The organism is Polaribacter sp. (genome assembly GCF_024639685.1).
Classification (GTDB): Bacteria; Bacteroidota; Bacteroidia; order Flavobacteriales; family Flavobacteriaceae; genus Polaribacter.
This window is the reverse complement of sequence record NZ_JAHEHX010000002.1, coordinates 63,631-86,344: the sequence shown is the minus strand read 5'-3', so window position 1 is coordinate 86,344 and position 22,714 is coordinate 63,631. Positions and strand designations below refer to the sequence as shown.

At 30.5% G+C, this 22,714-nt stretch carries 14 protein-coding genes, 2 pseudogenes and 1 riboswitch; of the genes and pseudogenes, 11 read left to right on the top strand and 5 right to left on the bottom strand.

What is annotated here, in order from left to right; all coding sequences use genetic code 11:
* The first annotated feature begins 70 nt into the window (after positions 1–70).
* From surE to Q0L44_RS01640, 4 genes and pseudogenes are all read left to right on the top strand, one after another.
* Positions 71–841 carry a 5'/3'-nucleotidase SurE gene (gene surE, locus Q0L44_RS01655; protein WP_296634373.1) on the top strand — a complete coding sequence of 257 codons (771 nt, stop codon included), beginning with the start codon at positions 71–73 and terminating at the stop codon, positions 839–841.
* Positions 829–1,116: a hypothetical protein gene (locus tag Q0L44_RS01650; RefSeq protein WP_296634369.1), complete on the top strand. Its 288-nt coding sequence runs from the start codon at positions 829–831 to the stop codon at positions 1,114–1,116. The genes surE and Q0L44_RS01650 overlap by 13 nt, the downstream gene beginning before the upstream one ends.
* A complete protein-coding gene (lpxB, locus tag Q0L44_RS01645) occupies positions 1,116–2,234 on the top strand; it encodes a lipid-A-disaccharide synthase (protein WP_296634367.1) in 1,119 nt (372 codons plus the stop codon). The genes Q0L44_RS01650 and lpxB overlap by 1 nt, the downstream gene beginning before the upstream one ends.
* 68 nt (positions 2,235–2,302) lie before the next feature.
* A pseudogene (locus Q0L44_RS01640) lies at positions 2,303–4,264 on the top strand (ComEC/Rec2 family competence protein).
* Positions 4,265–4,313: 49 nt separating this feature from the next.
* Here the strand turns inward: Q0L44_RS01640 and Q0L44_RS01635 are convergent.
* From Q0L44_RS01635 to Q0L44_RS01625, 3 genes are all read right to left on the bottom strand, one after another.
* The gene (locus Q0L44_RS01635) at positions 4,314–4,844 is read right to left on the bottom strand and encodes a DUF255 domain-containing protein (protein WP_296634364.1); all 531 of its coding nucleotides are present in this window, start codon (positions 4,842–4,844) and stop codon (positions 4,314–4,316) included.
* Positions 4,845–4,927: 83 nt separating this feature from the next.
* On the bottom strand, positions 4,928–6,436 hold the full coding sequence (locus tag Q0L44_RS01630; protein ID WP_296634362.1) for an oligopeptide:H+ symporter: 1,509 nt from the start codon (positions 6,434–6,436) through the stop codon (positions 4,928–4,930).
* Positions 6,437–6,438: 2 nt separating this feature from the next.
* Positions 6,439–8,658 (bottom strand): S9 family peptidase, encoded by a 2,220-nt coding sequence (locus tag Q0L44_RS01625; protein WP_296634360.1) that lies wholly within the window; start codon positions 8,656–8,658, stop codon positions 6,439–6,441.
* Between the two features lie 143 nt (positions 8,659–8,801).
* On the opposite strand from Q0L44_RS01625, the pseudogene Q0L44_RS01620 reads away from it, so the two are divergent.
* The 5 genes and pseudogenes from Q0L44_RS01620 to Q0L44_RS01605 form a co-directional block, all read left to right on the top strand.
* A pseudogene (locus Q0L44_RS01620) lies at positions 8,802–10,070 on the top strand (hydroxymethylglutaryl-CoA reductase, degradative); the annotation flags it as partial.
* Between the two features lie 93 nt (positions 10,071–10,163).
* Positions 10,164–10,535, top strand: a complete 372-nt coding sequence (locus tag Q0L44_RS11495) for a DUF1569 domain-containing protein (RefSeq protein WP_366084982.1) — start codon at positions 10,164–10,166, stop codon at positions 10,533–10,535.
* Positions 10,535–11,461, top strand: a complete 927-nt coding sequence (locus tag Q0L44_RS01615) for a GYDIA family GHMP kinase (protein WP_296634357.1) — start codon at positions 10,535–10,537, stop codon at positions 11,459–11,461. Before Q0L44_RS11495 ends, Q0L44_RS01615 begins: the two co-directional genes overlap by 1 nt.
* Complete coding sequence (locus tag Q0L44_RS01610) at positions 11,458–12,669, top strand: NAD(P)/FAD-dependent oxidoreductase (RefSeq protein WP_296634354.1); 1,212 nt, start codon at positions 11,458–11,460, stop codon at positions 12,667–12,669. Before Q0L44_RS01615 ends, Q0L44_RS01610 begins: the two co-directional genes overlap by 4 nt.
* A 148-nt stretch (positions 12,670–12,817) precedes the next feature.
* The gene (locus Q0L44_RS01605; protein WP_296634350.1) at positions 12,818–13,372 is read left to right on the top strand and encodes a thioredoxin family protein; all 555 of its coding nucleotides are present in this window, start codon (positions 12,818–12,820) and stop codon (positions 13,370–13,372) included.
* Positions 13,373–13,435: 63 nt separating this feature from the next.
* On the opposite strand, the gene Q0L44_RS01600 is transcribed toward Q0L44_RS01605, so the two are convergent.
* Together Q0L44_RS01600 and metK are read right to left on the bottom strand one after the other, a co-directional pair.
* Entirely contained in the window at positions 13,436–15,931 is a 2,496-nt protein-coding gene (locus tag Q0L44_RS01600; protein WP_296634347.1) for a zinc-dependent metalloprotease, read from the bottom strand.
* A gap of 150 nt (positions 15,932–16,081) precedes the next feature.
* On the bottom strand, positions 16,082–17,338 hold the full coding sequence (gene metK, locus Q0L44_RS01595; RefSeq protein WP_296634344.1) for a methionine adenosyltransferase: 1,257 nt from the start codon (positions 17,336–17,338) through the stop codon (positions 16,082–16,084).
* 363 nt (positions 17,339–17,701) lie between these two features.
* A riboswitch (SAM riboswitch) is annotated at positions 17,702–17,836 on the top strand.
* Between the two features lie 117 nt (positions 17,837–17,953).
* Here metK and Q0L44_RS01590 point away from each other — a divergent pair.
* Complete coding sequence (locus tag Q0L44_RS01590) at positions 17,954–19,228, top strand: O-acetylhomoserine aminocarboxypropyltransferase/cysteine synthase family protein (protein ID WP_296634343.1); 1,275 nt, start codon at positions 17,954–17,956, stop codon at positions 19,226–19,228.
* Between the two features lie 54 nt (positions 19,229–19,282).
* Positions 19,283–22,684 carry a bifunctional aspartate kinase/homoserine dehydrogenase I gene (gene thrA, locus Q0L44_RS01585; protein WP_296634709.1) on the top strand — a complete coding sequence of 1,134 codons (3,402 nt, stop codon included), beginning with the start codon at positions 19,283–19,285 and terminating at the stop codon, positions 22,682–22,684.
* Positions 22,685–22,714: the final 30 nt, after the last annotated feature.

Below are 22,714 nucleotides of genomic sequence, written 5' to 3'. Positions count from 1 at the left end.
TTTATTCTTTACAAAATGTTAAAAAGAAAATACCATAAAATAAATTACATTTGTATTTAAAACGTTTAGTATGCAAGAGAAACCATTAATTTTAGTTACCAATGACGACGGAATTACTGCGCCTGGAATACGAGCATTAATTAAAATTATGAATACAATTGGAGACGTTGTTGTAGTCGCTCCTGATAGCCCACAAAGTGGAATGGGGCATGCAATTACTGTAGATAATGTATTAACCTGTAACCCTATTACTATTGATGACGGACCGCAATTAGAATATACGTGTTCTGGAACACCTGCAGACTGTGTTAAAATGGCAATCAGCGAAATTTTAAATAAAAAACCAGACCTATGTGTTTCTGGTATTAATCACGGAGCAAATTCATCTATAAGTGTAATTTATTCTGGTACCATGAGCGCAGCTATTGAGGCTGGAATTGAAGGAATACCAGCTATTGGTTTTTCGTTATCGGATTTTAAATGGCATGCAGACTTTAAACCAGCAGAAGATTTTATAAAAAACATAACGTTAAATACACTATTAAATGGATTACCTGAGGGTATTGTTTTAAATGTTAACATTCCCAATGAAAAGAGAGAAGATATAAAAGGGACTAAAATTTGTAGGCAAGCTATTGGAGTTTGGAAAGAAGATTTTGATAAAAGAAAAAGTCCCTTCGGAAAAGAATATTATTGGCTTTCAGGAGAATTTGTAAATAAAGATAAAGGACAAGACACCGATATTTATGCTTTAGAAAATGGATATATTTCTATTGTACCTGTTCAATTTGATTTAACTGCACATCATATGATTCAAAAATTAAACGCTTGGGAACTGTAAAAAAAGAAATATTTATTGGTGTTTTAGTTGCTTTATTTGCAACTGCAGGCGGTTTTTTTTTATACGTCGAGTATTTTTCTAAATTCAGTTTTTCAGAAACATTACAAATTATCGCAGAAGGAAATTTATATGGAAGAGTGTTGACTATAGCAGCAATACCAAACTTATTCGTTTTCTTTATTTTTATTAAGAAAAATCAAGACCAAAGAGCAAAGGGAGTTTTATTAGCTATTGTTTTAATAGCCTTAACAACATTAATCTTAAAAATCATTTAATGAAATACTATATTATTGCTGGTGAAGCTTCAGGTGACTTACATGGTTCTAATTTAATGAAAGCTATATATAAAGAAGATAGTGATGCAGATATTCGTTTCTGGGGAGGAGATTTAATGCAAAAAGTTGGAGGTTATTTGGTAAGCCATTTCAAAGAACGCGCTTTTATGGGGTTCTTCGAAGTTTTAAAAAACCTAAACAAACTTCTTGTTTTTATTGGTTTTTGTAAAAAAGATATTGAAAAATTTCAACCCGACGTTTTAATTTTTATAGACAACTCTGGTTTTAATTTAAGAATTGCGAAATGGGCAAAAAAACAAGGATTCAAAACAAATTATTATATATCTCCTCAAGTCTGGGCAAGTAGAGCAACTAGGGTTAAAGGAATAAAAAGAGATGTAGATCAGTTATTTGTGATACTCCCTTTTGAAAAAGAGTTTTATAGAAAGTTTGACTATGAGGCAACATTTGTTGGTCATCCATTAATAGATGCCATTGCTGGAAGAGAACAGGTAAGTGAATTTGAATTTAGAAAAGAGTATAATTTGGGCGATAAGCCAATTATAGCACTTTTACCAGGAAGTAGAAAGCAAGAAATTACAAAGAAACTAAACGTAATGCTTTCTTTAGTTGATGATTTTAAAGCGTATACTTTTGTAATTGCAGGTGCACCAAGTCTAGATTTTTCATTTTATAAAAACATTATTGGAAATAGGGAAGTTAGTTTTATAGATAACAAAACTTATGATCTACTTAGTGTTTCCTATGCAGCACTTGTAGCTTCAGGTACAGCAACTTTAGAAACTGCCTTGTTTAAAGTGCCACAAGTGGTTTGTTATAAAGGTGGTTTTATTTCTTATCAAATAGCAAAAAGAATTATTACTTTAAAATACATTTCTCTCGTTAATTTAATAATGGATAGAGAGGTTGTAAAAGAATTAATTCAGAATGATTTAACGAAATCTAATTTAAAGCAAGAACTTACTAAGGTTTTAGACGAGAGTCATCGAAAAAAAATGTTCTTAGATTATTTTGATTTAGAGAAGAAATTAGGAGGTAAGGGAGCCTCAACTAAGACTGCCAAAATAATTGTTTCCAATGCAAAAAAGAACGAATAGTTAAGGTTTAATTAATAGTATTTTAGCTAAAGTTCTTTTTGTTAAAAAAGTAGTACCTTTAAATTGCTATGAAAAAGGTACTTGCTTATTTACCTCTGCACTTCGCTTTGTTATTAATTTTAGGAATTCTTTGTCAGTTTTATTTTAAAATCTGGACGTTTTCTATTCCTTTTATTATTCTCGTTTTTTTATTACTTCTAGTTGTACTTTTAATTAACAAAAAAATCCTTAGGACACTTGTTAGTTTTTTAATTTTCTTTTGTTTCGGAATTGCTTTAGTTGTTTTGCATAATGATCGTAATCATATCAATTATTACGAAAATTATCTAAAAAACAACTCTTTAGCTGTTTTAAAGGTACGTAAAGTCTTAAAAGAAAGCCAATATAATAAAAAGTATGAAGCAGAGGTTATACAATTAGGAACAGTCTTTACAAGAGGAAAAGTGCTGGTAAATAGTGCTAAAAAAGATACGCTATCCACTTTTTTTGTTGATGATGTATTGATCGTAAATTCTAATTTTCAAACTATAAACCCACCCTTAAATCCTTATCAATTTAATTATAAATCATATTTAGAAAAGCAGGGAATACAACAGCAAATATTTTTAAAGAATAAAGAATATAAGAATATACATTCTGCAAAAAGTTCTTGGTTAGGGTATGCAAATTTATTTAGGAATGAGGTACAATATTCTCTTGAGAATTATAAATTTACACCAGATGAGTTGGCTGTAATTAATGCTTTATTACTTGGGAAAAGAGCTCAAATATCAAAGCAATTATTAGAAGACTATGCCAATGCTGGAGCTATTCATATTTTGGCAGTATCTGGTTTACATGTAGTTATTATCTTGTTAATTCTTTCTTTTTTGTTAAAACCTTTAGAGCAGATTAAGAATGGTAAAGTTTTAAAAACAATTTTAATTGTAATTTTTCTTTAGGTATTTGCTTTTATAGCTGGATTATCTGCGAGCGTTGTTAGAGCGGTAACCATGTTTACATTTATTACAATAGGGTTATTTTTTAATCGGAATAATACCATTTTATTTTCTTTAATTTCTTCTTAGTTTTTGTTGCTTATTTTTAATCCTCTATTTTTATTTGATGTAGGATTTCAGTTAAGTTATTTGGCTGTGTTTAGTATTATAGTGTTGCAGTCTAAAATTTATAAAATATGGCAGCCAAAGATTAAATTAATAGATAAGATGTGGCAATTAACCACTGTTTCTTTAGCTGCTCAAATTGGTGTATTACCTTTAAGTCTGTACTACTTTCATCAATTCCCAAGCCTTTTTATTTTATCAAACTTAATTATTGTACCAGTTTTAGGTTTGATTTTAATAGGTGGAATTTTAATTATAACACTAGCTCTATTTAATAGTTTACCTCAATATTTGGCAGAATTCTTTGGTGAAATTATTTCTTTAATGAATAATTTTGTGAGTTGGATTTCTAAGCAAGAAGATTTTTTATTTACAGAAATTTCACTTTCACTAGAATTCATGCTTGTTGTTTATTTGTCAATTGTTTTTTCTGTTTTATTTTTATTAAATCGAAAGCCAAGGATATTAACTTATGCACTGTTATCTATTATTTTGCTACAAGGTTTGGTTATGTTGAAAGAACATCAAAAGGAGAATAAAAACGAATTTATTGTGTTTCATAAATCAAGAAATACAATTATTGGTCAAAGAAATGGTGCAAATTTTAAAATAAATCATGATTTAGATTCAACGTCAATAAGCAAAGAAAATGCAATTGTATCTTATAAAGTGAACCAAAATCTGAAATTAAATGCTGTAAAAAACATCCCTAATGTTTTTGCTTTTAGAAATCAAAAAGTTTTGGTGGTAGATTCTTTAGGGGTTTATAATCTCAGCAATTTTAAAAATCAAATAATACTTCTAAAACAGTCACCTAAAATTAATCTAGAGCGTCTTATAAAAAAGTTAGCGCCAAAGCAAATAATTGCAGATGGATCTAATTACAAAAGTTATGTTAATGATTGGCAATCTATTGCTAAAGCTTAAACATCCCGTTTCATAGCACCGCAAATAAAGGAGCTTTTGTTTTAGGAGATTAAGGGTTTAAGTTGCTTTTAAAATTTTTTTCGAAGTCTGCCCATTCTTGATCTTTATAGACTCCTGTATTAAAATAAGCTAAAATTTTCTCAAACCTTTCTAAAGATAAATAGCCAGGAATTTTTTGCAACATCTGTTCTTTCTCTGTCATGAAAATCGTTGAAGGATATGACAATTGACCTTCTAGTAAAGCTGCTGATAATTCATGAAACCCACTTTTACCTTGTTTTCTGTATTTAAAGGTATGACCTTTATAGCTAATATCTTCTTTACCTTCACCATTTAATTTAATGGCATAGAAATATTTATTAATGTAGCCTGCAATTGTTGAATTAGCATAGGTTTCTTTATCCATTTTTTTGCAATACCCACACCAATCTGTATACACATCTATTAGTATAGGTTTTGGATTTTCTTTATTTAATTCGATAGCCTTCTCAAAAGACAACCAATTAACCTCTTCTTGAGCATTAGTGCTAAGCGATAAAAGTATTAAAAAGTAAAAAAGAATTTTTTGTATAATTCGCATTTTATAAATTATTGTTTAAAAAAAATAGCAGAAAAACCGATATTTAATAGCAAGCCTAGAAATAGTAGGCTTGCTATTTTTTGTTAATGGACATTACCCAATAATTTTTTCATTAAAGGGGAAAATAATAGTACAATTACACCTGCACCTAATGCATACATAGCAATTAAGTGAAAACCATCTGTATAGATTGTTAAGGTTTCTAAACCACCTACATTTTTGTCTGTACTTTCAATGGCCAATTGCTCACCAATGAATCCTACAATTTGAAAAGCAAATGCTGATGATAAGAACCAAACTCCCATCATAAATGCAACAATATTTTTAGGTGATAAATCTGTAATTTTTGATAACCCAACAGGAGACATAAATAGCTCTCCAATAGATAAAATAAAGTACATAATTAAAAGATATACAAAGGGTACTAAACCATTTTCATCTGCACTTGCACCAGAAATTGATAAGATATAAAAACATAAACCTGCAAATAGTAATCCTAATCCAAATTTATAAGGTGTTCTTGGGTTTAATCTTTTTTTTGCTAAATAACCCCATAATAAAGAAATAGGTATTGCTAAGACAATAATAAACATTGAGTTTAACGCATTGGTTTGTGCTGCACTCATAATACCTGCTAAATCTACATTTCTAGATGCAAAAAGCGTAATTACACTCCCAGATAATTCATGGAAACCCCAGAAAAGTGTCATAAAAAATGTAATTAATACAGCCATAATTAGTTTTTTACGAGCATCAGAATCTAATTTAACCATGATGTAAACTAAATACGCTAATACTGCAAAACCAATAAATTTAAATATTCCACTTACATAATTTTGTTGCCAAGAAGCTAACAAATAGGCAATGACTGGTACAAATAAAAATGCAATAATTGGAATTAATGTTTTCTGAGGAACTCCGACTATTTTTTTCTCATAGATTTCTTGGCTTGGTGGCATTCCTTTGTCGCCAAAAACATTCTTTTTTATTCCACTCCAGAAGAAAATTAATCCAGCCATCATTCCTATACCAGCTAGACCAAAACCATAGTGATAACCATATTCTAATGCTAACCATCCACATAGCAATGGAGCAACAAAACCTCCTATATTAATACCCATATAAAATATGGTGAAGCCAGAATCTTTTCTTACATCTCCTTCTTTATAAAGAGCACCTACAAAGGTGGATATATTTGGCTTAAAGAAACCATTACCAACTACAATTAATGCTAGTGCTAAAAAGAAAGCAGTATCGTTTTCAATAGCTAAAACAAAATGTCCTAAAGCCATAAGTATACCCCCAAGAAAAATGGAAGAACGCATCCCTAAAATTTTATCAGAAATTTGACCTCCAATAACAGTTGATGCATATACTAAAGAACCATAAGAGGCATATACAATTGCTGTAGCTGTATCTCTTTCTGCTATTGCTTTAAAAATTTCATTTACCATGTAAAGCGTTAATAACGCTCTCATTCCATAGAAACTAAAACGCTCCCATAATTCTGCAAAGAATAAATAGAACAATCCTTTTGGATGCCCAAACATTTGTGGTTCTTCTGTAGCTGTACTAACTCCTTTATCTAACATAATTATCCTTTTATTTCAGTTGTTGTGTTTGACTTTTCTATTAAATGTTCTTCCACAAAATTGGTCATTTTTGTGTATAAATTCAATCTTGTGTTTGCGCCTTTATAAATACCATGAGTTCTATCTGGAACTATAAACATATCAAATTGCTTATTGGCTTCAATTAATGCATTTATCATTCTCATTGAGTTTTGTACATGAACATTATCATCTCCTGTACCATGAACTAATAAGTAGTTACCATCTAATTTATCTGCGTAATTAATAGGCGAGTTTTCATCATAACCACTAGCATTTTCTTGAGGTGTTTGCATGTAACGTTCAGTATAAACAGTGTCGTAAAAACGCCAAGAAGTAACTGGAGCTACAGCAATTGCAGTAGAAAAAATATCACTACCTTTTAATAAGGCGTTTGTACTCATAAAGCCTCCAAAAGACCATCCCCAAATGCCAATATTCTTTTTATCGATATAAGAACGCTCAGCTAATTTTTTAGCTGCTGCTATTTGATCTTCTACTTCGAATTTACCCAATTCTTTTTGAGTTACCTTTTTAAATTCAGCGCCTTTTAAACCTGTTCCTCTACCATCTATACAAACAACAATCATCCCTTTTTGCGCAAGCATATTGTGCCAGTAATCATTTGTTCCATTCCATTTATTAGCCACTTGTTGAGAACCTGGACCTGAGTATTGAAACATTAACATTGGGTAGGCTTTGTTTTCATCAAAATCTACGGGTTTAATCATCCACATATTTAAATCATTACCATTAATATTTAAGATAGAAAATTCTTTAGGACTCATTTTATAATCTACTAATTGCTCTTTCAACTCGGCATTGTCTTTTACCACTTTTAGCATTTCTCCTTCTGCAGAATATAAACTATAAATTGGTGGAATTTCTGAAGTTGAAAATGTATTGATAAAGTAATTAAGGTTGGTGCTAAATGCAGCTGCGTTTTGCCCATCTTTGTTACTTAACAATTTTTTGTTTTGCCCATTTAAACCAATAGAATAAACACCTCTGTTTGTAGAACCGTTTTCTACAGATTGATAATAAATAGTTTTTTTGGTTGGATTAAAACCATAGTAATTGGTTACTTCCCAATCTCCATTTGTAATCTGATTGATTAAGTTTCCATTAAAATCATAATGATAGATATGATTAAAACCGTCTCTTTCACTTGTCCAAATAAAAGAATTATCTGTTAAGAAAGTTAAATTATCTGTAATATCTATGTATGCTTTATCAGTTTCGTTTAATAATACTGTAGATGAATTTCTTAATGCATTAACTTTTTGAAGTTTTAAGTTATTTTGATAACGATTAAGAGTAGTAGCTATTAAAACAGCATCCTTATTAGACCATTTAATTCTTGGAATATATTCGTAATTTCCTAAATTAATTTTTTTGGTAGTTCTATTTGCTAACGTATACATATGTAAGGTAACATCTGCATTCTTTTCTCCTGCTTTTGGATATTTAAATACTTGCTGATCTGGATACAGTTCTTTACCAACTATATCCATAGAAAAAGTAGGTACATCAGATTCATCAAACCTTAAAAAAGCTAAATATTTACTATTTTTACTCCACTCAAAAGCTCTTACAAAACCAAATTCTTCTTCATAAACCCAATCAGTAATTCCATTAATAATACTATTTTTTTTACCATCTTTAGTAACTTGAATTAATGCATTTCTAGAAAAATCTTTTATAAAAATGTTGTTTCCTTTTGCGTAAGCTACTTTCTTATTGTCAGGAGAAAACAAAGGCTCTTGGATATCTTTGCCAATTAAAGTTAGTTTTTTAGAAGCTACATCATACGCATAAAATGTACCACTAAAAGAGCGTCTAAACATTTTTTTGAATTGCGTACCTAAAATTAGTTTGGTTTCATCATCATTAAACGTGTAAGAAGAAAAACCATCTAACTCTTTTAAATCAGCACTGGTAACAATAGTTTCAGTTTTTTCTAATGTACTATAATTGTATTTGTCAACAGAAGTATTGCCATTTTCATCTCTGTTTAAAAGAGAATAAAAATTGCCATTCATAGAATTAAGGGCATTCATTCTTTCTGCAGAAAAAGTACCATCCAAAATTTCTTCGAGTGTAATTTCTTTTGTTCCTTTAGGTGTAGTTTTTGATATTTCTGAATTATTTTTTGAACAACCTGTTAATAAAGCTATGGTTGCTAAAATGATTAATTTTTTCATTACAGACTTTGTATTTGATAAAAGTTTGCCAAGTTTACGGAAAAATCAGCAAAAAATATCCTAAAAAATCAGAAATCTTGATTATTCTACATTGTTATCTAAGATTAATTTATATTTGTTGTACATAGTTTATATCTGCATAAATGAGCAAAATTATATCTGGTTTTTCTAAACTAACCAAACAAGAAAAAATGGATTGGTTAACGGGAAATTACTTTCAAAATCGATCTGAAACTATTGCAACAATTAAGCAATATTGGAACGTAAACAGCAATCTTCAAAAATTGCATGATGATTTCATAGAAAATACCATTTCTAACTTTTATATGCCTTTTGGTGTAGCTCCAAATTTCTTAATTAATGATAGAACTTATGTAATACCAATGGTTATTGAAGAAAGCTCTGTGGTTGCTGCAGCTTCTAAAGTTGCAAAGTTTTGGAGTACAAGAGGTGGTTTTAAAACAAAAGTTTTAGGTACTACTAAAATTGGTCAGGTGCACTTTATGTATGCAGGTAAAAAAGAGGAACTTCATAATTATTTTAATGAGAATAAAACTGAACTTTATGCAGCTACAGCTTCCATTACAAAAAATATGGAAAAAAGAGGTGGAGGTATTTTAGATATTACTTTGGTTGATAAAAGAGATAAACTTGCTAACTATTATCAATTACATGTCACCTTTGAAACTAAAGATTCCATGGGTGCAAACTTTATTAATTCTTGTTTAGAAGCAATTGCTAGACAATTTGAAAATGAAGACATAGAGATTGTAATGAGTATTCTGTCTAATTACGTTCCTGAATGTCTGGTAAGAGCAGAAGTTAACTGTAAAATAGATGATTTAGGAGGTGATGATCCTCAGAAATTTGCAGAAAAATTTAAGCAAGCAGTTGAAATTGCAGAAATTGAACCTTATAGAGCAGTTACTCATAATAAAGGAATAATGAATGGGGTAGATGCGGTTGTTTTAGCAACTGGTAACGATTTTAGAGCTGTTGAAGCTGGTGCACATGCGTATGCTTCTAGGAGTGGTTATTATTCAAGTTTATCTCATTGTTCAATTGATGATGGAATTTTTAAATTTTGGATAGACTTACCCTTAGCATTGGGAACTGTTGGTGGTTTAACAGCATTACATCCAATGGCTAAATTGTCTTTAGAGATGTTGCAAAAACCATCTGCTAGACACTTAATGCAAATAATGGCAGCAGCTGGTTTAGCGCAAAATTTTGCAGCTTTAAGAGCATTAACCACAAAAGGTATTCAGCATGGTCATATGAAAATGCACTTGCAGAACATATTGAATCACTTTGACGCTACAGAAAACGAAAAGCAAATTGTGGAGAAGTATTTTGAAAAAAGAACAGTTTCTCACTCTGCAGTTGTAGAAAAAATAAAGACACTTAGAAAACCAAAGGTAAATTGGGTTGACTTTTTAAATTTTGATGATGTAAAGTCTAAATTATCTAAATTAAACAAAGATTCTAAACCTGTTTTTGGGCAAATGAATGCTCAGCAAATGATTGAACATTTAAGCGCAATAACTCAAATTGCAAACGGTAATTGGAATATAGACGTTTTTGTTACTGATGAAAAAAGCGCAAGAAGAAAACCATTCTTAGATTCAGAAAATGAATTGCAAATGGGCTTTAAAGCAGCTTATTTATCAGATGGACCGGCTGAATTAAAATTCAATTCCATCAAAGAAGCTATAGATGATTTACATGATCAAATACAACAATTTGTAATTGTGTTTAAAAAAGAAAAAGATAGAATAGTAGTTCATCCCTTTTTTGGGGAATTAAATTTTGAATATTGGGAAAAATTCCAAGTAAAACATTTTACACATCATTTTAAACAATTCGATTTATTGTAATGAATTATTATTCTAATGGAAAATTGTTGCTTACAGGAGAATACCTTGTTTTAGATGGTGCTAAATCTTTGGCTCTACCCACAAAGTTTGGACAAGATTTAGTTCTTGAAAAAATTAAAGAACCTCAATTAATTTGGGGTAGTTTTACAAATACAGGAGAATGTTGGTTTGAGGCAGTTTTTGATTTACCAAAATTGCGTTTGATAAAATGTACATTTAATTCAGATAAAGAAGGAAGTGCAGAGTTTATAGCAGAGACTTTACTAGACATTTTAACTGAAGCAAAAAGATTAAATCCGGATTTTTTAAAGGAAGAACATGGTTTTGTAGTGAAAACTGAATTGAATTTCCCTAGAAATTGGGGTTTAGGTAGTTCATCAACTTTAATAAATTCTATAGCAAGTTGGTCTAAAGTAGATGCTTTTCAGTTATTATGGAATTCATTTAAAGGTAGTGGTTATGATATTGCTTGTGCTCAAAATGATACTCCTATTTTTTATCAAATTAAAGCCCAAAATCCAAAAGTAGCTGCTGTTGAGTTCAATCCTATCTTTAAAGATAACTTATACTTTATATATCTAAATCAAAAGCAAGATTCTAAAGAAGGTATTACTAAGTTTAGAGAAAGTAACAATGACTTTAACAAGGAAATTAAAAGAATTTCAGAAATTTCAGAAGAGTTTACCAAAGTAACTTCGTTAGATAATTTCAATGATTTAATAACAGAACACGAACAAATTATAAGCTCGATAATAAAATTACAGCCAGTTAAAGAAAAGTTGTTTCCAAATTATTTTGGTGCAATAAAAAGTTTAGGGGCTTGGGGTGGAGATTTTATTTTAGCAACAGGAACTAAAGAAACACCTAGTTATTTTAAAAATAAAGGATTTGAAACAATTCTTACCTATTCAGAAATGATTCTATGAGCAAAGTAATTATAATTGGAGGTGGAGCAGCAGGCTATTTTACAGCCATAAATGCGAAAGAAAATAATCCAAACTTAGATATTACGATTCTAGAAAAAGGAAAAGATGTTTTACAGAAAGTTAAGATTTCTGGAGGAGGAAGATGCAATGTTACTCACGCTTGTTTTACACCCAAAGAACTAATAGCGTTTTATCCAAGAGGAAAAAAAGAGTTGTTGGGTCCTTTTCATCAGTTTATGACTGGTGATACTTTTGAGTGGTTTGAAAACAAAGGTGTGCCTTTAAAAATTGAAGATGATAATCGCGTTTTTCCAAAAGCCAATACTAGTCAAGCTATTATAGATTGCTTTCAAAAAGCTGTTGATAAGTTAGAAATTAAAGTGTTGACAAACCATGGTGTGAATTCAGTTTATCAACAAGGTAAACAATGGGTTATAAACACGAAACAACAAGGTTTTATCGCAGATAAAGTTGTTATTGCTGCTGGTAGTTCTAAAAAAGTATGGGAACTTTGCAAAACGTTAGATCATACAGTAATAAATCCTGTACCTTCTTTATTTACTTTTAATATTAATGATAAAAGATTAGTAGATTTATTAGGTACATCTGTACCAAATGCAACTGTAACTATTGTTGGTACAAAGTTAGAAGCTTCTGGACCTTTGTTAATTACACATTGGGGAATGAGTGGGCCAGCCATTTTAAAATTATCAGCTTTTGGTGCAAGAATTTTGGCGGATAAAAATTACCAATACAATGTTGAGGTAAATTGGCTGTCTAGATCTACTGATAAAGTATTGAATGTGCTTTTAAATCTAAAAAATAAAGAACCTCGAAAAACAGTGATTTTAAAATCACCCTTTACTGAAATTTCAAAAAGATTATGGGAACGTTTTGTGCTGTTTTCTGGAATTACTAAAAATCAGAATTGGGCAGATTTAAAAAATACTCAATTAGAAAAATTAGCAACTGAGCTTACAAAAGGTATTTATAATGCAAATGGTAGAACTACTTTTAAAGACGAATTTGTAACAGCAGGAGGAGTAGATTTAAAAGAAATAAATTTTAAGCGTTTTGAAAGTAAAAAACATAAAAATTTATTTTTTGTTGGTGAAGTTTTAAATATTGATGCTGTAACAGGAGGATTTAATTTTCAGAATGCTTGGACAGGTGGCTATATTTGTGCAAATGCTTTAGCAGAAGGATAATTAAATTAAAAACTGTCAATTCGAGTGAATTTAAAAATGAAAAATTTTTAAATTAGTATCGAGAATAAGTTTTTACAAATCAAAAGTTCTCGATATAATTTCGATGAAAAATCGAAACCACTTGAACTGACAAACAAACAATATACAAATGGCACGAACAGAATCTAACGAATTTGAAATTGGAAAAGAAGCTCCAGAGTTTAATTTAATAAATACTGTAGATGAAAAATATTATTCTTTACATCAATTAAAAGGAGGTATAGGAACTGTAACTATGTTTATTTGTAATCATTGTCCATTTGTAATTCACGTGAATTCTGAATTGGTAAAAATGGCAAATGAGTTTCAAGAAAAAGGGATTAATTTTATTGCAATAAGTTCTAATGAAATAGAGAATTATCCGCAAGATGCTCCTAAATTTATGAAAGAGGTTGCAGAAAATTTAAATTATCCTTTTCCTTATTTATTTGACGAAACTCAAGAAGTTGCAAAATCTTATAATGCTGCTTGCACACCAGATTTTTATGTTTTTGATAAAGATTTAAAGGCAGTTTATCATGGACAATTAGATGACTCAAGACCAGGCAATTTAGTGCCTTTAAGTGGAAAAGATATTAGAAATGCTATAGGTAACCTTTTAGAAGGTAAAGAATCTGTCAAAAATCAAAAACCGAGTATGGGTTGTGGAATTAAATGGAAGTAAACCCATAGTTATAACACAAAAAAACCTCGCAATTGCGAGGTTTTTTCTTATCAGTATTTTAGATTATTTAGGATCTAAAATCATATCAATTCTATCAACAACATCTTGTAAGTGGTAACGTCTTAAAGTATTTCCTCTTGAAGCTGCAGCTCTAGAATCTCTTTGAATTCTTTTTAACTCTCCTCTTGCAACTGATTTTAAATCAGATTGATTAATGTTAATTCCACTTCTTTTTAAGTATCCATTATTGAAACCTCTTTGGTTTTTAGCTTCATTTAATAAATAATTTAAACGATCTAAATGAGCTCTTTGTAAGTTTCTTCTATAGGTATCTATAGATTTTCCGTTATAAAGTTCTGTCCAAACACCTCTTCGTAAATCGCTCATCATATTCACTAATGTATAAGCTTTAGCACCATTTAAAGTTTCATTTTCAATCATTCTAGCCATTCTACCAGCATCTAATACATTGTTTAATGTTCTAGCTTGTAAGCCACGAACTCTTTCAACTGCTCCAGAGAATTCTATTTTACTAAAAATGTTTTCATCTAACATCCAAGTTGGAGTTTCAAAAAGATTGTCTATCACAAAATTTAAAGCCTCTTTTTGAGTTGCTTTGTCAACATGTGTATATACAGCTCCTTCTTGATCTGATGTTTTGTAGTACTCATAAACACCACCAATATTAGCAGAAACATGACCCATGTATCTGTTAAACTGACCTAATAATTGGCCATACATTGTAGATAACTCATCGTAATTTTGTCCTTTTTCTGAAGTCCATTTTTCTAAGTTAGGTAAAATTCTTTTTAAGTTTTTAATACCATACATAGATGCTTTCATTGCATTGTCTCCTAAATCTTCTGTTTGTGAACTAGGATCTACAACACCACCTGCTTGTTGATGACCAAAACGATACATTGGGTCTCCAGCATGTTTCATAATCCAAGCATCTAAAGTTTCCTTCTCAGCTTTGGCATCTGTGTCTAAAATTGGTCTATAACCCCAAGAAATTGCATATTCATCGTAAACACCAATGTTTGGCATTAAAGCAACACCCTTATCTTCTGGTTGAGCAACATAATTAAAACGTGCATAATCCATAATAGAAGGAGCTGTACTATATTTATCTGTAAAAGAAGATGAACGTAAAGAATCTACAGGATATGCTACAGAACTACCCATGTTGTGTGGTAAACCTAAGGTATGACCAACTTCATGAGAAGATACAAACTGTACCAAACGTCCCATAATTTCTGTTTTAAAACTGTTGCTTCTAGCTTCTTCGTTAATAGCAGCAGTTTGTATAAAGTACCAGTTGTGTAATAATGTCATTACATTATGATACCAATTAATATCAGATTCTAAGATTTCTCCAGATCTTGGGTCACTTACGTGAGGACCATTTGCGTTTGGAATTGGAGATGCTAAATACCTTACAACAGAATAACGAACATCTTCTGGGCTCCAATTTGGATCTTCTTCTTTACTCGGAGGATCTTTTGCTATAATTGCATTTTTAAAACCTGCAGCTTCAAAAGCAACTTGCCAATCTTCGATACCTTGCTTAATATAAGGTACCCATTCTTTTGGTGTAGCTCTATCTACATAATAAACAATCTGTTTTTTAGGTTCTACTAATTCACCTCTTTTAAACTTCTCAATATCTTCATCTTTTACCTCTAATCTCCATCTGTCTAAATATTGTACAGTTTTACTTCTCTGGTCTTCTAAACCATAATCCGTTTGGCCTCTTGCAAACCAACCTACTCTTTCATCAAAGTATCTTCGTTTCATAGGTACTTTAGGTAATAAGATCATTGAGTTGCTCATTTCTAAAGAAATAGATCCAACACTTCCATTTGAAGGGGGGCTAGATGCAAAATATGTTTTTACATGTCTTAATTCTATATTTTGCGGGTAACTACTTACTCTTTCAGTATAAGAACGAGATTTATCTAAACGTGTAACTCTATATCTGGTTCTGTAGTATTGAGGAAAACCTAATGGTTTTACATCTTCAGTTAATAGATTAGTTGCATCAATTACTACACCAGTGGTATCTTTATTAAATGCTTTAATAGGAAAAGTGTATAATATAGGTTCAAAGTTAGAGTTTACAACTGCTTCATGAACAGGTAAAATAGTGTCTGCAACAACATCATGAGATACAACTCTCAACAAAATGTTTTTATCCTTTCTTTGCCAACGTAATACTTGTGTATTTGCTTTACCTCCCCCAAAACCGATACCACTCGCAGTTTTAGCGATACGAGTTACCATTAACATTTCTCTTTCCATTAATGAATCTGGAATTTCGAATAAAAATGTGTTGTCTTTTGAATGAACATCAAACAAACCTTCGTCTGTTTTCATCTCTTTTGTTACTACCTTAGCATAAGGTAATATTGCTCCTTTTTTAGGTTTAGCTCTTGGTTTTGGAGTTGTTTTTTTTGGTGCTTCTTTCTTTTTCTTTTTCCAGAATTGTGCATTCGCCTCCGAAGAAAAACCAAAAATAAGCGCAATTAAAACCAATTGCGAGAATACTTTTTTTGTCATGATTATGTTTAATTTGAATTGTTTTCCAATTTACGTAAACATTACATGAAGAACTCTTAAATAAATGTTAAAGAGCCTCAAAGGTTTTATCAAAAAAAAGACGCTCTAATGTTAACATTAGAGCGTCTTAAATACTATAAAGTTCTTTCTTTATAATTGAAAAGATTCTTTTATTTTGTCCACATAATCTAATTTCTCCCAGGTAAAGGTTTCTACTTCTTCAGAAACAATTTCTCCCATAGGATTTGAGAAAGTAACCGTTTTAATTTCTGGAGTTCTACCCATATGTCCATAAGCAGCAGTATCAGAATAAATAGGTGTTCTTAATTTTAGACGTTGTTCTATAAAATAAGGACGCATATCAAAAATTTCTTCTACTTTTTTACTAATTTCTCCATCAGATAAATTAATAGTTGCTGTACCATAAGTCTCTACATTAATACTAGTTGGTTTTGCAATACCAATAGCATAAGAAACCTGTACTAAAACTTCTTTACATAGACCTGCAGCTACTAAGTTTTTTGCAATATGTCTTGTAGCATAAGCTCCAGATCTATCTACTTTACTTGGGTCTTTACCAGAAAAAGCTCCTCCTCCGTGAGCACCTTTACCTCCATAAGTATCCACTATAATTTTACGACCAGTTAAACCTGTATCTCCATGAGGACCACCAATTACAAAAATTCCTGTTGGGTTTATGTGATAAGTAATACTATCAGTAAATAATTTTTGAATGTGTTCAGGTAATTTTGCAATAACCCTAGGAATTAAAATCTCTACAATATCCTTTTTAATTCTTGATAACATAACTTCTTCAGACGTATCAAAATCATCATGTTGTGTAGAAATTACAATTGCATCTATTCTTTGTGGAATGTTATCATCAGAATACTCAATAGTTACTTGGCTTTTCGCATCTGGTCTTAAATAAGTAATGTCTGAATTTTCTCTTCTAATTTCTGCCAATTCTTTTAGCAATCTATGAGATAATTCTAAAGCTAAAGGCATGTAATTTTCAGTTTCATCTGTTGCGTAACCGAACATCATACCTTGATCTCCTGCCCCTTGTTCTTCTGGACTAGATCTATCTACACCTTGGTTTATATCTGGTGATTGCTCATGAATTGCAGAAAGAACTCCACATGAATTCCCATCAAACATGTACTCACTTTTTGTATAACCAATCTTATTGATAACGTCTCTTGCAATGTGTTGTACATCTAAATAAGTTTTCGATTTTACTTCACCAGCTAAAATTACTTGACCTGTCGTAACTAAAGTTTCACAAGCTACTTTACTAGATTTATCAAAAGCTAAAAAATTATCGATTAATGCATCTGAAATTTGATCTGCAACTTTATCTGGATGTCCTTCAGAAACACTTTCTGAGGTAAATAAATATGACATAATACTCTTCTTTTTATTGATTTAAAAAATTCGATAAAGATTGCAGGAAGCTAAAAGGAGTATAGAATTACTGCTTTAGCATTTTTTTAATGAGGTTGCAATCAGTTCAAATTTTTCCTCTAATTATGATGCAAAAATACATCATAATTTTAGATATAATCAATTTAGTACCATAATTATTTGCAATGACATCATCAATAAATCATTTTTAACAGGATATTAAGGTCATTTTTAAAGAATCGAGAATTTAAGATTCAAAATTTTATGAAAATGATACATTTTAAAAAATTTAGTCCTTTTTATTTGGATGTTAACTTTTTCTGTTGCAATATTTGTACTCACAAAGTTCACTAACTTATTGAAATGTTATCAAGAAAGGTGGAGGGATTAGACCCTATGAAGCCTTAGCAACCCTTTATAAATAAAGAAGGTGCTAAATTCTACCCAAAGTGCTGAATTTATATCAGCATCTCACAAAAGAGATTGGATAGATAACAAAAAAGAATGTTCATTTCCTTGAACTTTCTATTTTCTTAATAACATTTTTCTAGTAAACACATCAAAAAAATTGATGCTTTTGACTTTAATTATTTATTAACTCAAAAAAATAGAAAAATGAGTACTCACAAATTAGCAACAAATGCGTTGCACGCAGGTCATGATGTAAAATCTAATGGAGGAGCAAGAGCAGTTCCTATTTATCAAACATCATCTTATGTTTTTAATGATTCAGATCATGCAGCAAACTTATTCTCTTTAGCAGAATTAGGTTTTATTTACACGAGGTTAAACAACCCAACAAATCAAATTTTACAAGAACGTTTGGCAGCTGTAGAAGGTGGAATAGGAGCAGTTGTTTTTGCTTCTGGAACATCAGCAATTTCTACAGGCTTATTAACACTATTAAAAGCAGGAGATCATATTGTTGCCTCTAGTAGTTTGTACGGAGGAACCTTTAATTTATTAAACGTGACATTACCTAGATTTGGCATTACTACAACATTTGTAGATGCTTCTAATCCAAATAATTTTGCAGCTGCTGTACAAGACAATACAAGAGCTTTTTTTGTAGAATCTTTAGGAAATCCTAAGTTAGATGTATTAGATTTAGAGGCAATAGCTGAGCATTCTAAAGTTGCAGAAGTTCCTTTTATTGTAGATAATACTGTTGCTACACCAGCTTTATTAAATCCAATTAAACACGGAGCCAATATTGTAATTCACTCACTAACAAAATATATTGGTGGTCAAGGAACATCTTTAGGAGGCGCAATAATTGATGCAGGAACTTTTAATTGGGCAAATGGTAAATTCCCAGAATTTACAGAACCTTCAGCAGGTTATCATGGTTTAAAATACCATGAAGTTTTAGGGGCTGCATCTTATACATTTAAACTAATTTTAGAAGGATTACGTGATTTTGGAGGAGCACTAAGTCCTACAAATGCATTTAACATCATTCAAGGTTTAGAAACATTACCAGTTAGAATTAAACAACATTCAGAAAATGCATTAGCGCTTGCAACTTGGTTAGAGGAGCAAGAAGAAGTTGCTTGGGTAAATTATCCAGGTTTAAAGAGTAATAAATACAATGAGTTAGCAAAAAAGTATTTGCCTAAGGGACAAAGTGGAATTGTAACATTTGGTCATAAAGGAGGTTATGAAGCTGCAAAAACTATTGCAGATAAAACAAAAGTATTTTCTTTACTAGCTAATATTGGTGATACTAAATCATTGATTATTCATCCTGCAAGTACTACTCACCAACAATTAGATGAGGTTGCACAAGAAGGAGCAGGTGTTTCTCAAGATTTAATACGTTTATCTGTTGGTATAGAGGATTTAGAAGATTTAAAAGCAGATTTAAAAGCAGCTTTTTCACAAATATAAATGTTTAATTTTTAAAAAGTTTTCAAAACTTTCTACGTATTGGTAATAGCAAATTTGGCACATCCATTAGAACATATTAAAATAAAAGATTTTACCACAGAAGCTGGTGCAAAAATTCCTGAATTAAATTTGAGTTATCAAGTTTTTGGGAAAGAGTTAGGTAAAGCTCCTGTGGTTTTAATCAACCATGCATTAACAGGCAATAGTGAAGTTGCAGGTAAAAACGGTTGGTGGCAAGATATTGTGGGTAAAGAAAAAGCCATTGATATTGATGTTTACACTGTGCTATCTTTTAATATTCCTGGTAATGGTTTTGATGAATTTTTGATAGATAATTACAAAGATTTTATTGCTAGAGATGTTGCTAAACTTTTTTTAGAAGGATTATCAACCCTAAAAATTAAACAACTATTTGCTTTAATTGGGGGTTCATTAGGTGGTGGAATTGCTTGGGAAATGGTTGTTTTAAACAATCAATTAACTCAACATTTTTTGCCAATTGCCACAGATTGGAAATCTACAGATTGGTTAATCGCAAATTGCCAAATTCAAGAACAATTTTTAGTAAACTCTAGCAATCCTGTGCATGATGCAAGAATGCATGCAATGTTGTGTTACAGAACACCAGAATCTTTTAAAGAACGTTTTCACAGGTCTAAAAATGAAGATTCAGCAATTTTTAATGTAGAAAGTTGGTTATTGCATCATGGGAAAAAGTTGCAAGAACGTTATCAATTATCTTCATATAAATTAATGAATCAATTGTTAAAAACGATTGATGTTACTGTTGGTGGCAAAAAAGACATTGCAATTTTAGATCAAATAGATGCCAATATTCATATTATAGGTGTGGATTCTGATTTGTTTTTTACAGCCGAAGAAAACAGAGAAACACATAAAAAATTGGCATTAACAAAAGCGAATGTGACCTATAATGAAATTAATTCAGTGCATGGTCATGATGCTTTTTTAATAGAATACAATCAGTTAGAAAAAATAATTGAGCCTATTTTTAATAAAGATTACAGAGAAAAGAAGATGAAAGTTATAAAGTTTGGAGGTAAATCTTTAGCAAATGAAAAAGGTTTAAAAAATGCTATTGATATTATTGTTGATAAAGATAAAAATGGAGAAAAATTTACAGTTGTTCTCTCTGCAAGAGGAAATACAACCAATGATTTAGAAGCCATTTTAGAGTTAGCAGCTCAAAAAAAAGATTATAGAATTGCTTTTAAAAAGTTTAGGGAATATCAGCAATACCCTAATAGTTCAATAGATTTAAAAGAGCAGTTTACAAAACTAGAAATCATTTTTGAAGGGGTTTCTTTATTAGGGGACTTTAGCCAAAAAATAAAAGATGAGGTTTTAGCTCAAGGAGAGATATTATCAGTAAAATTAGTAGCAAGTTTATTAGAGGAAGAGGGTTTATCCGTTAATCCTGTTGATGCGAGATCACTCATAATTACTGATGAAAACTTTGGAAATGCGCAGCCAATTCAATTAGAGTCTAAAGAAAAGATTCTTAAATTTTTTAAAGAGAATAAAGGTGCAATAAATGTTGTAACAGGTTTTATTTCATCAAATAAAAAAGGAGAAACAACTACTTTAGGTAGAAATGGAAGTAATTATACAGCAGCTTTATTAGCTAATTTTTTAGATGCTGATGAGTTACAAAATTACACACATGTAAATGGAATTTTTACAGCAAATCCAGATATTGTTGCTGATGCTAAAAAAATAGCACAGTTATCATTTTCTGAAGCTAATGAACTAGCCAATTTTGGAGCTAACATTTTGCATGCAAAAACAATAATACCATTATTAGAGAAAAACATCAACTTACGTATTTTAAATACGTTTAATAAAGAAGATCAGGGAACATTAATCACTTCAGAATCTTCAGCAAAAGGGATTAAATCTATATCAACCATTGATAATGTTTCTTTACTTAATTTTGAAGGTAGAGGTTTACTGGGTAAAGTTGGCATTGATGCTAGAATTTTTAAAACGCTGAGTGATAGAAACATCAATGTAAGTATTATTGCACAAGGTTCTTCTGAAAGAGGTATAGGTTTAATTATCGATTCAAATAAAGCAAAACAAGCTGTTGAAGCGTTAGAGAAAGAGTTTGAAAATGACCTTTATGCACAAGATGTAAATCATGTTTCAGTAAATAATGATGTTGCAGTTATTTCTATTATTGGGCAAGATTTAAGCGAATTTCATCATCCATATAATGCTCTAATAAAGAATCAAATTGTTCCACTTTTATTTAATAACACAGTTTCTGGTAAAAATGTGAGTCTGGTTGTTAAAAAAGAGCAATTATATAAAGCTGTCAACGTAATTCATGGTCAAGTTTTTGGAGTAACCAAAAAGATAAATATTGCTGTTTTTGGTAAAGGTTTGGTTGGTGGAACATTAATAGATCAAATAATAGAAAACACACAATCTGTATTAGAAAGGCGTAAAATACAATTGATTGTTTTTGCAGTTGCCAATTCTAAAAAAGTGCTCTTAAATAAAAATGGAGCTACTAAAAAATGGAAACAAAATTTATTAGAAAATGGTGATGAAAATGCATCTGTAGGTGATATTATTGCTTTTGCAAAAACGCATCACTTAGAAAATTTAATTGCTGTAGATAATACAGCAAGTGTAAACTTTGTAAACAATTATATTCCGTTAATTAAAGCTGGTTTCGATTTAGTTTCGTGCAATAAAATTGCAAATACCTTGTCTTTTGATTTTTATAAAGAAGTAAGAGCAAAGTTAAAAGAATACAAAAAACAGTATTTATATGAAACCAATGTTGGTGCAGGTTTACCTTTAATTGATACCATTCGTTTATTACACGAATCAGGTGAAAATATTACAAAGATTAGAGGAGTTTTCTCTGGAAGTTTAAGTTATTTATTCAATAATTTTTCTGCAAACAATGTTCCTTTTTCTGAAGTTTTAAAAGAAGCTATAGATAAAGGTTTTACAGAACCAGATCCAAGAGAAGATTTAGGTGGAAATGATGTGGCCAGAAAACTACTAATTTTAGCAAGAGAATTAGATTTAGAAAATGAGTTTGATGAGGTTAACATTAAAAATTTAATTCTAGAAAATTTAAGAGAAGGTTCTCCTGAAGATTTTTTAAGCAAGCTAGATTTGTTGAATGAAGAATATCAAATCCTCAAAGAACAACAAGAAAAAAATCATGTGCTAAGATATATAGGTGAGTTAAGTGGAGATTTATCTAAAGAAAAAGGAAATTTAGAAGTTAAACTAGTTTCTACACCAACAAGTACTCCTTTGGGATCCTTAAAAGGTTCTGATGCAATTTTTGAAATTTACACTGAATCTTATGGAGAACAACCTATTGTAATTCAAGGAGCAGGAGCAGGAGCAAGTGTAACTGCAAGAGGTGTTTTTGGTGATATTTTAAGATTGGCAAAACATAATAATTAAAACATAAAGTCATTCTGAATTTGTATCAGA

Excerpts from the sequence above, each read along its gene's own strand:
- Q0L44_RS01625 (WP_296634360.1), bottom strand. The coding sequence starts at position 8,658 with ATGAAAAAATTAATCATTTTAGCAACCATAGCTTTATTAACAGGTTGT.
- surE (WP_296634373.1), top strand. The coding sequence starts at position 71 with ATGCAAGAGAAACCATTAATTTTAGTTACCAATGACGACGGAATTACT.
- Q0L44_RS01605 (WP_296634350.1), top strand. The coding sequence starts at position 12,818 with ATGGCACGAACAGAATCTAACGAATTTGAAATTGGAAAAGAAGCTCCA.
- lpxB (WP_296634367.1), top strand. The coding sequence starts at position 1,116 with ATGAAATACTATATTATTGCTGGTGAAGCTTCAGGTGACTTACATGGT.
- Q0L44_RS01635 (WP_296634364.1), bottom strand. The coding sequence starts at position 4,844 with ATGCGAATTATACAAAAAATTCTTTTTTACTTTTTAATACTTTTATCG.
- Q0L44_RS01590 (WP_296634343.1), top strand. The coding sequence starts at position 17,954 with ATGAGTACTCACAAATTAGCAACAAATGCGTTGCACGCAGGTCATGAT.
- metK (WP_296634344.1), bottom strand. The coding sequence starts at position 17,338 with ATGTCATATTTATTTACCTCAGAAAGTGTTTCTGAAGGACATCCAGAT.
- Q0L44_RS11495 (WP_366084982.1), top strand. The coding sequence starts at position 10,164 with ATGAATGCTCAGCAAATGATTGAACATTTAAGCGCAATAACTCAAATT.
- Q0L44_RS01610 (WP_296634354.1), top strand. The coding sequence starts at position 11,458 with ATGAGCAAAGTAATTATAATTGGAGGTGGAGCAGCAGGCTATTTTACA.
- Q0L44_RS01630 (WP_296634362.1), bottom strand. The coding sequence starts at position 6,436 with ATGTTAGATAAAGGAGTTAGTACAGCTACAGAAGAACCACAAATGTTT.
- Q0L44_RS01615 (WP_296634357.1), top strand. The coding sequence starts at position 10,535 with ATGAATTATTATTCTAATGGAAAATTGTTGCTTACAGGAGAATACCTT.
- Q0L44_RS01600 (WP_296634347.1), bottom strand. The coding sequence starts at position 15,931 with ATGACAAAAAAAGTATTCTCGCAATTGGTTTTAATTGCGCTTATTTTT.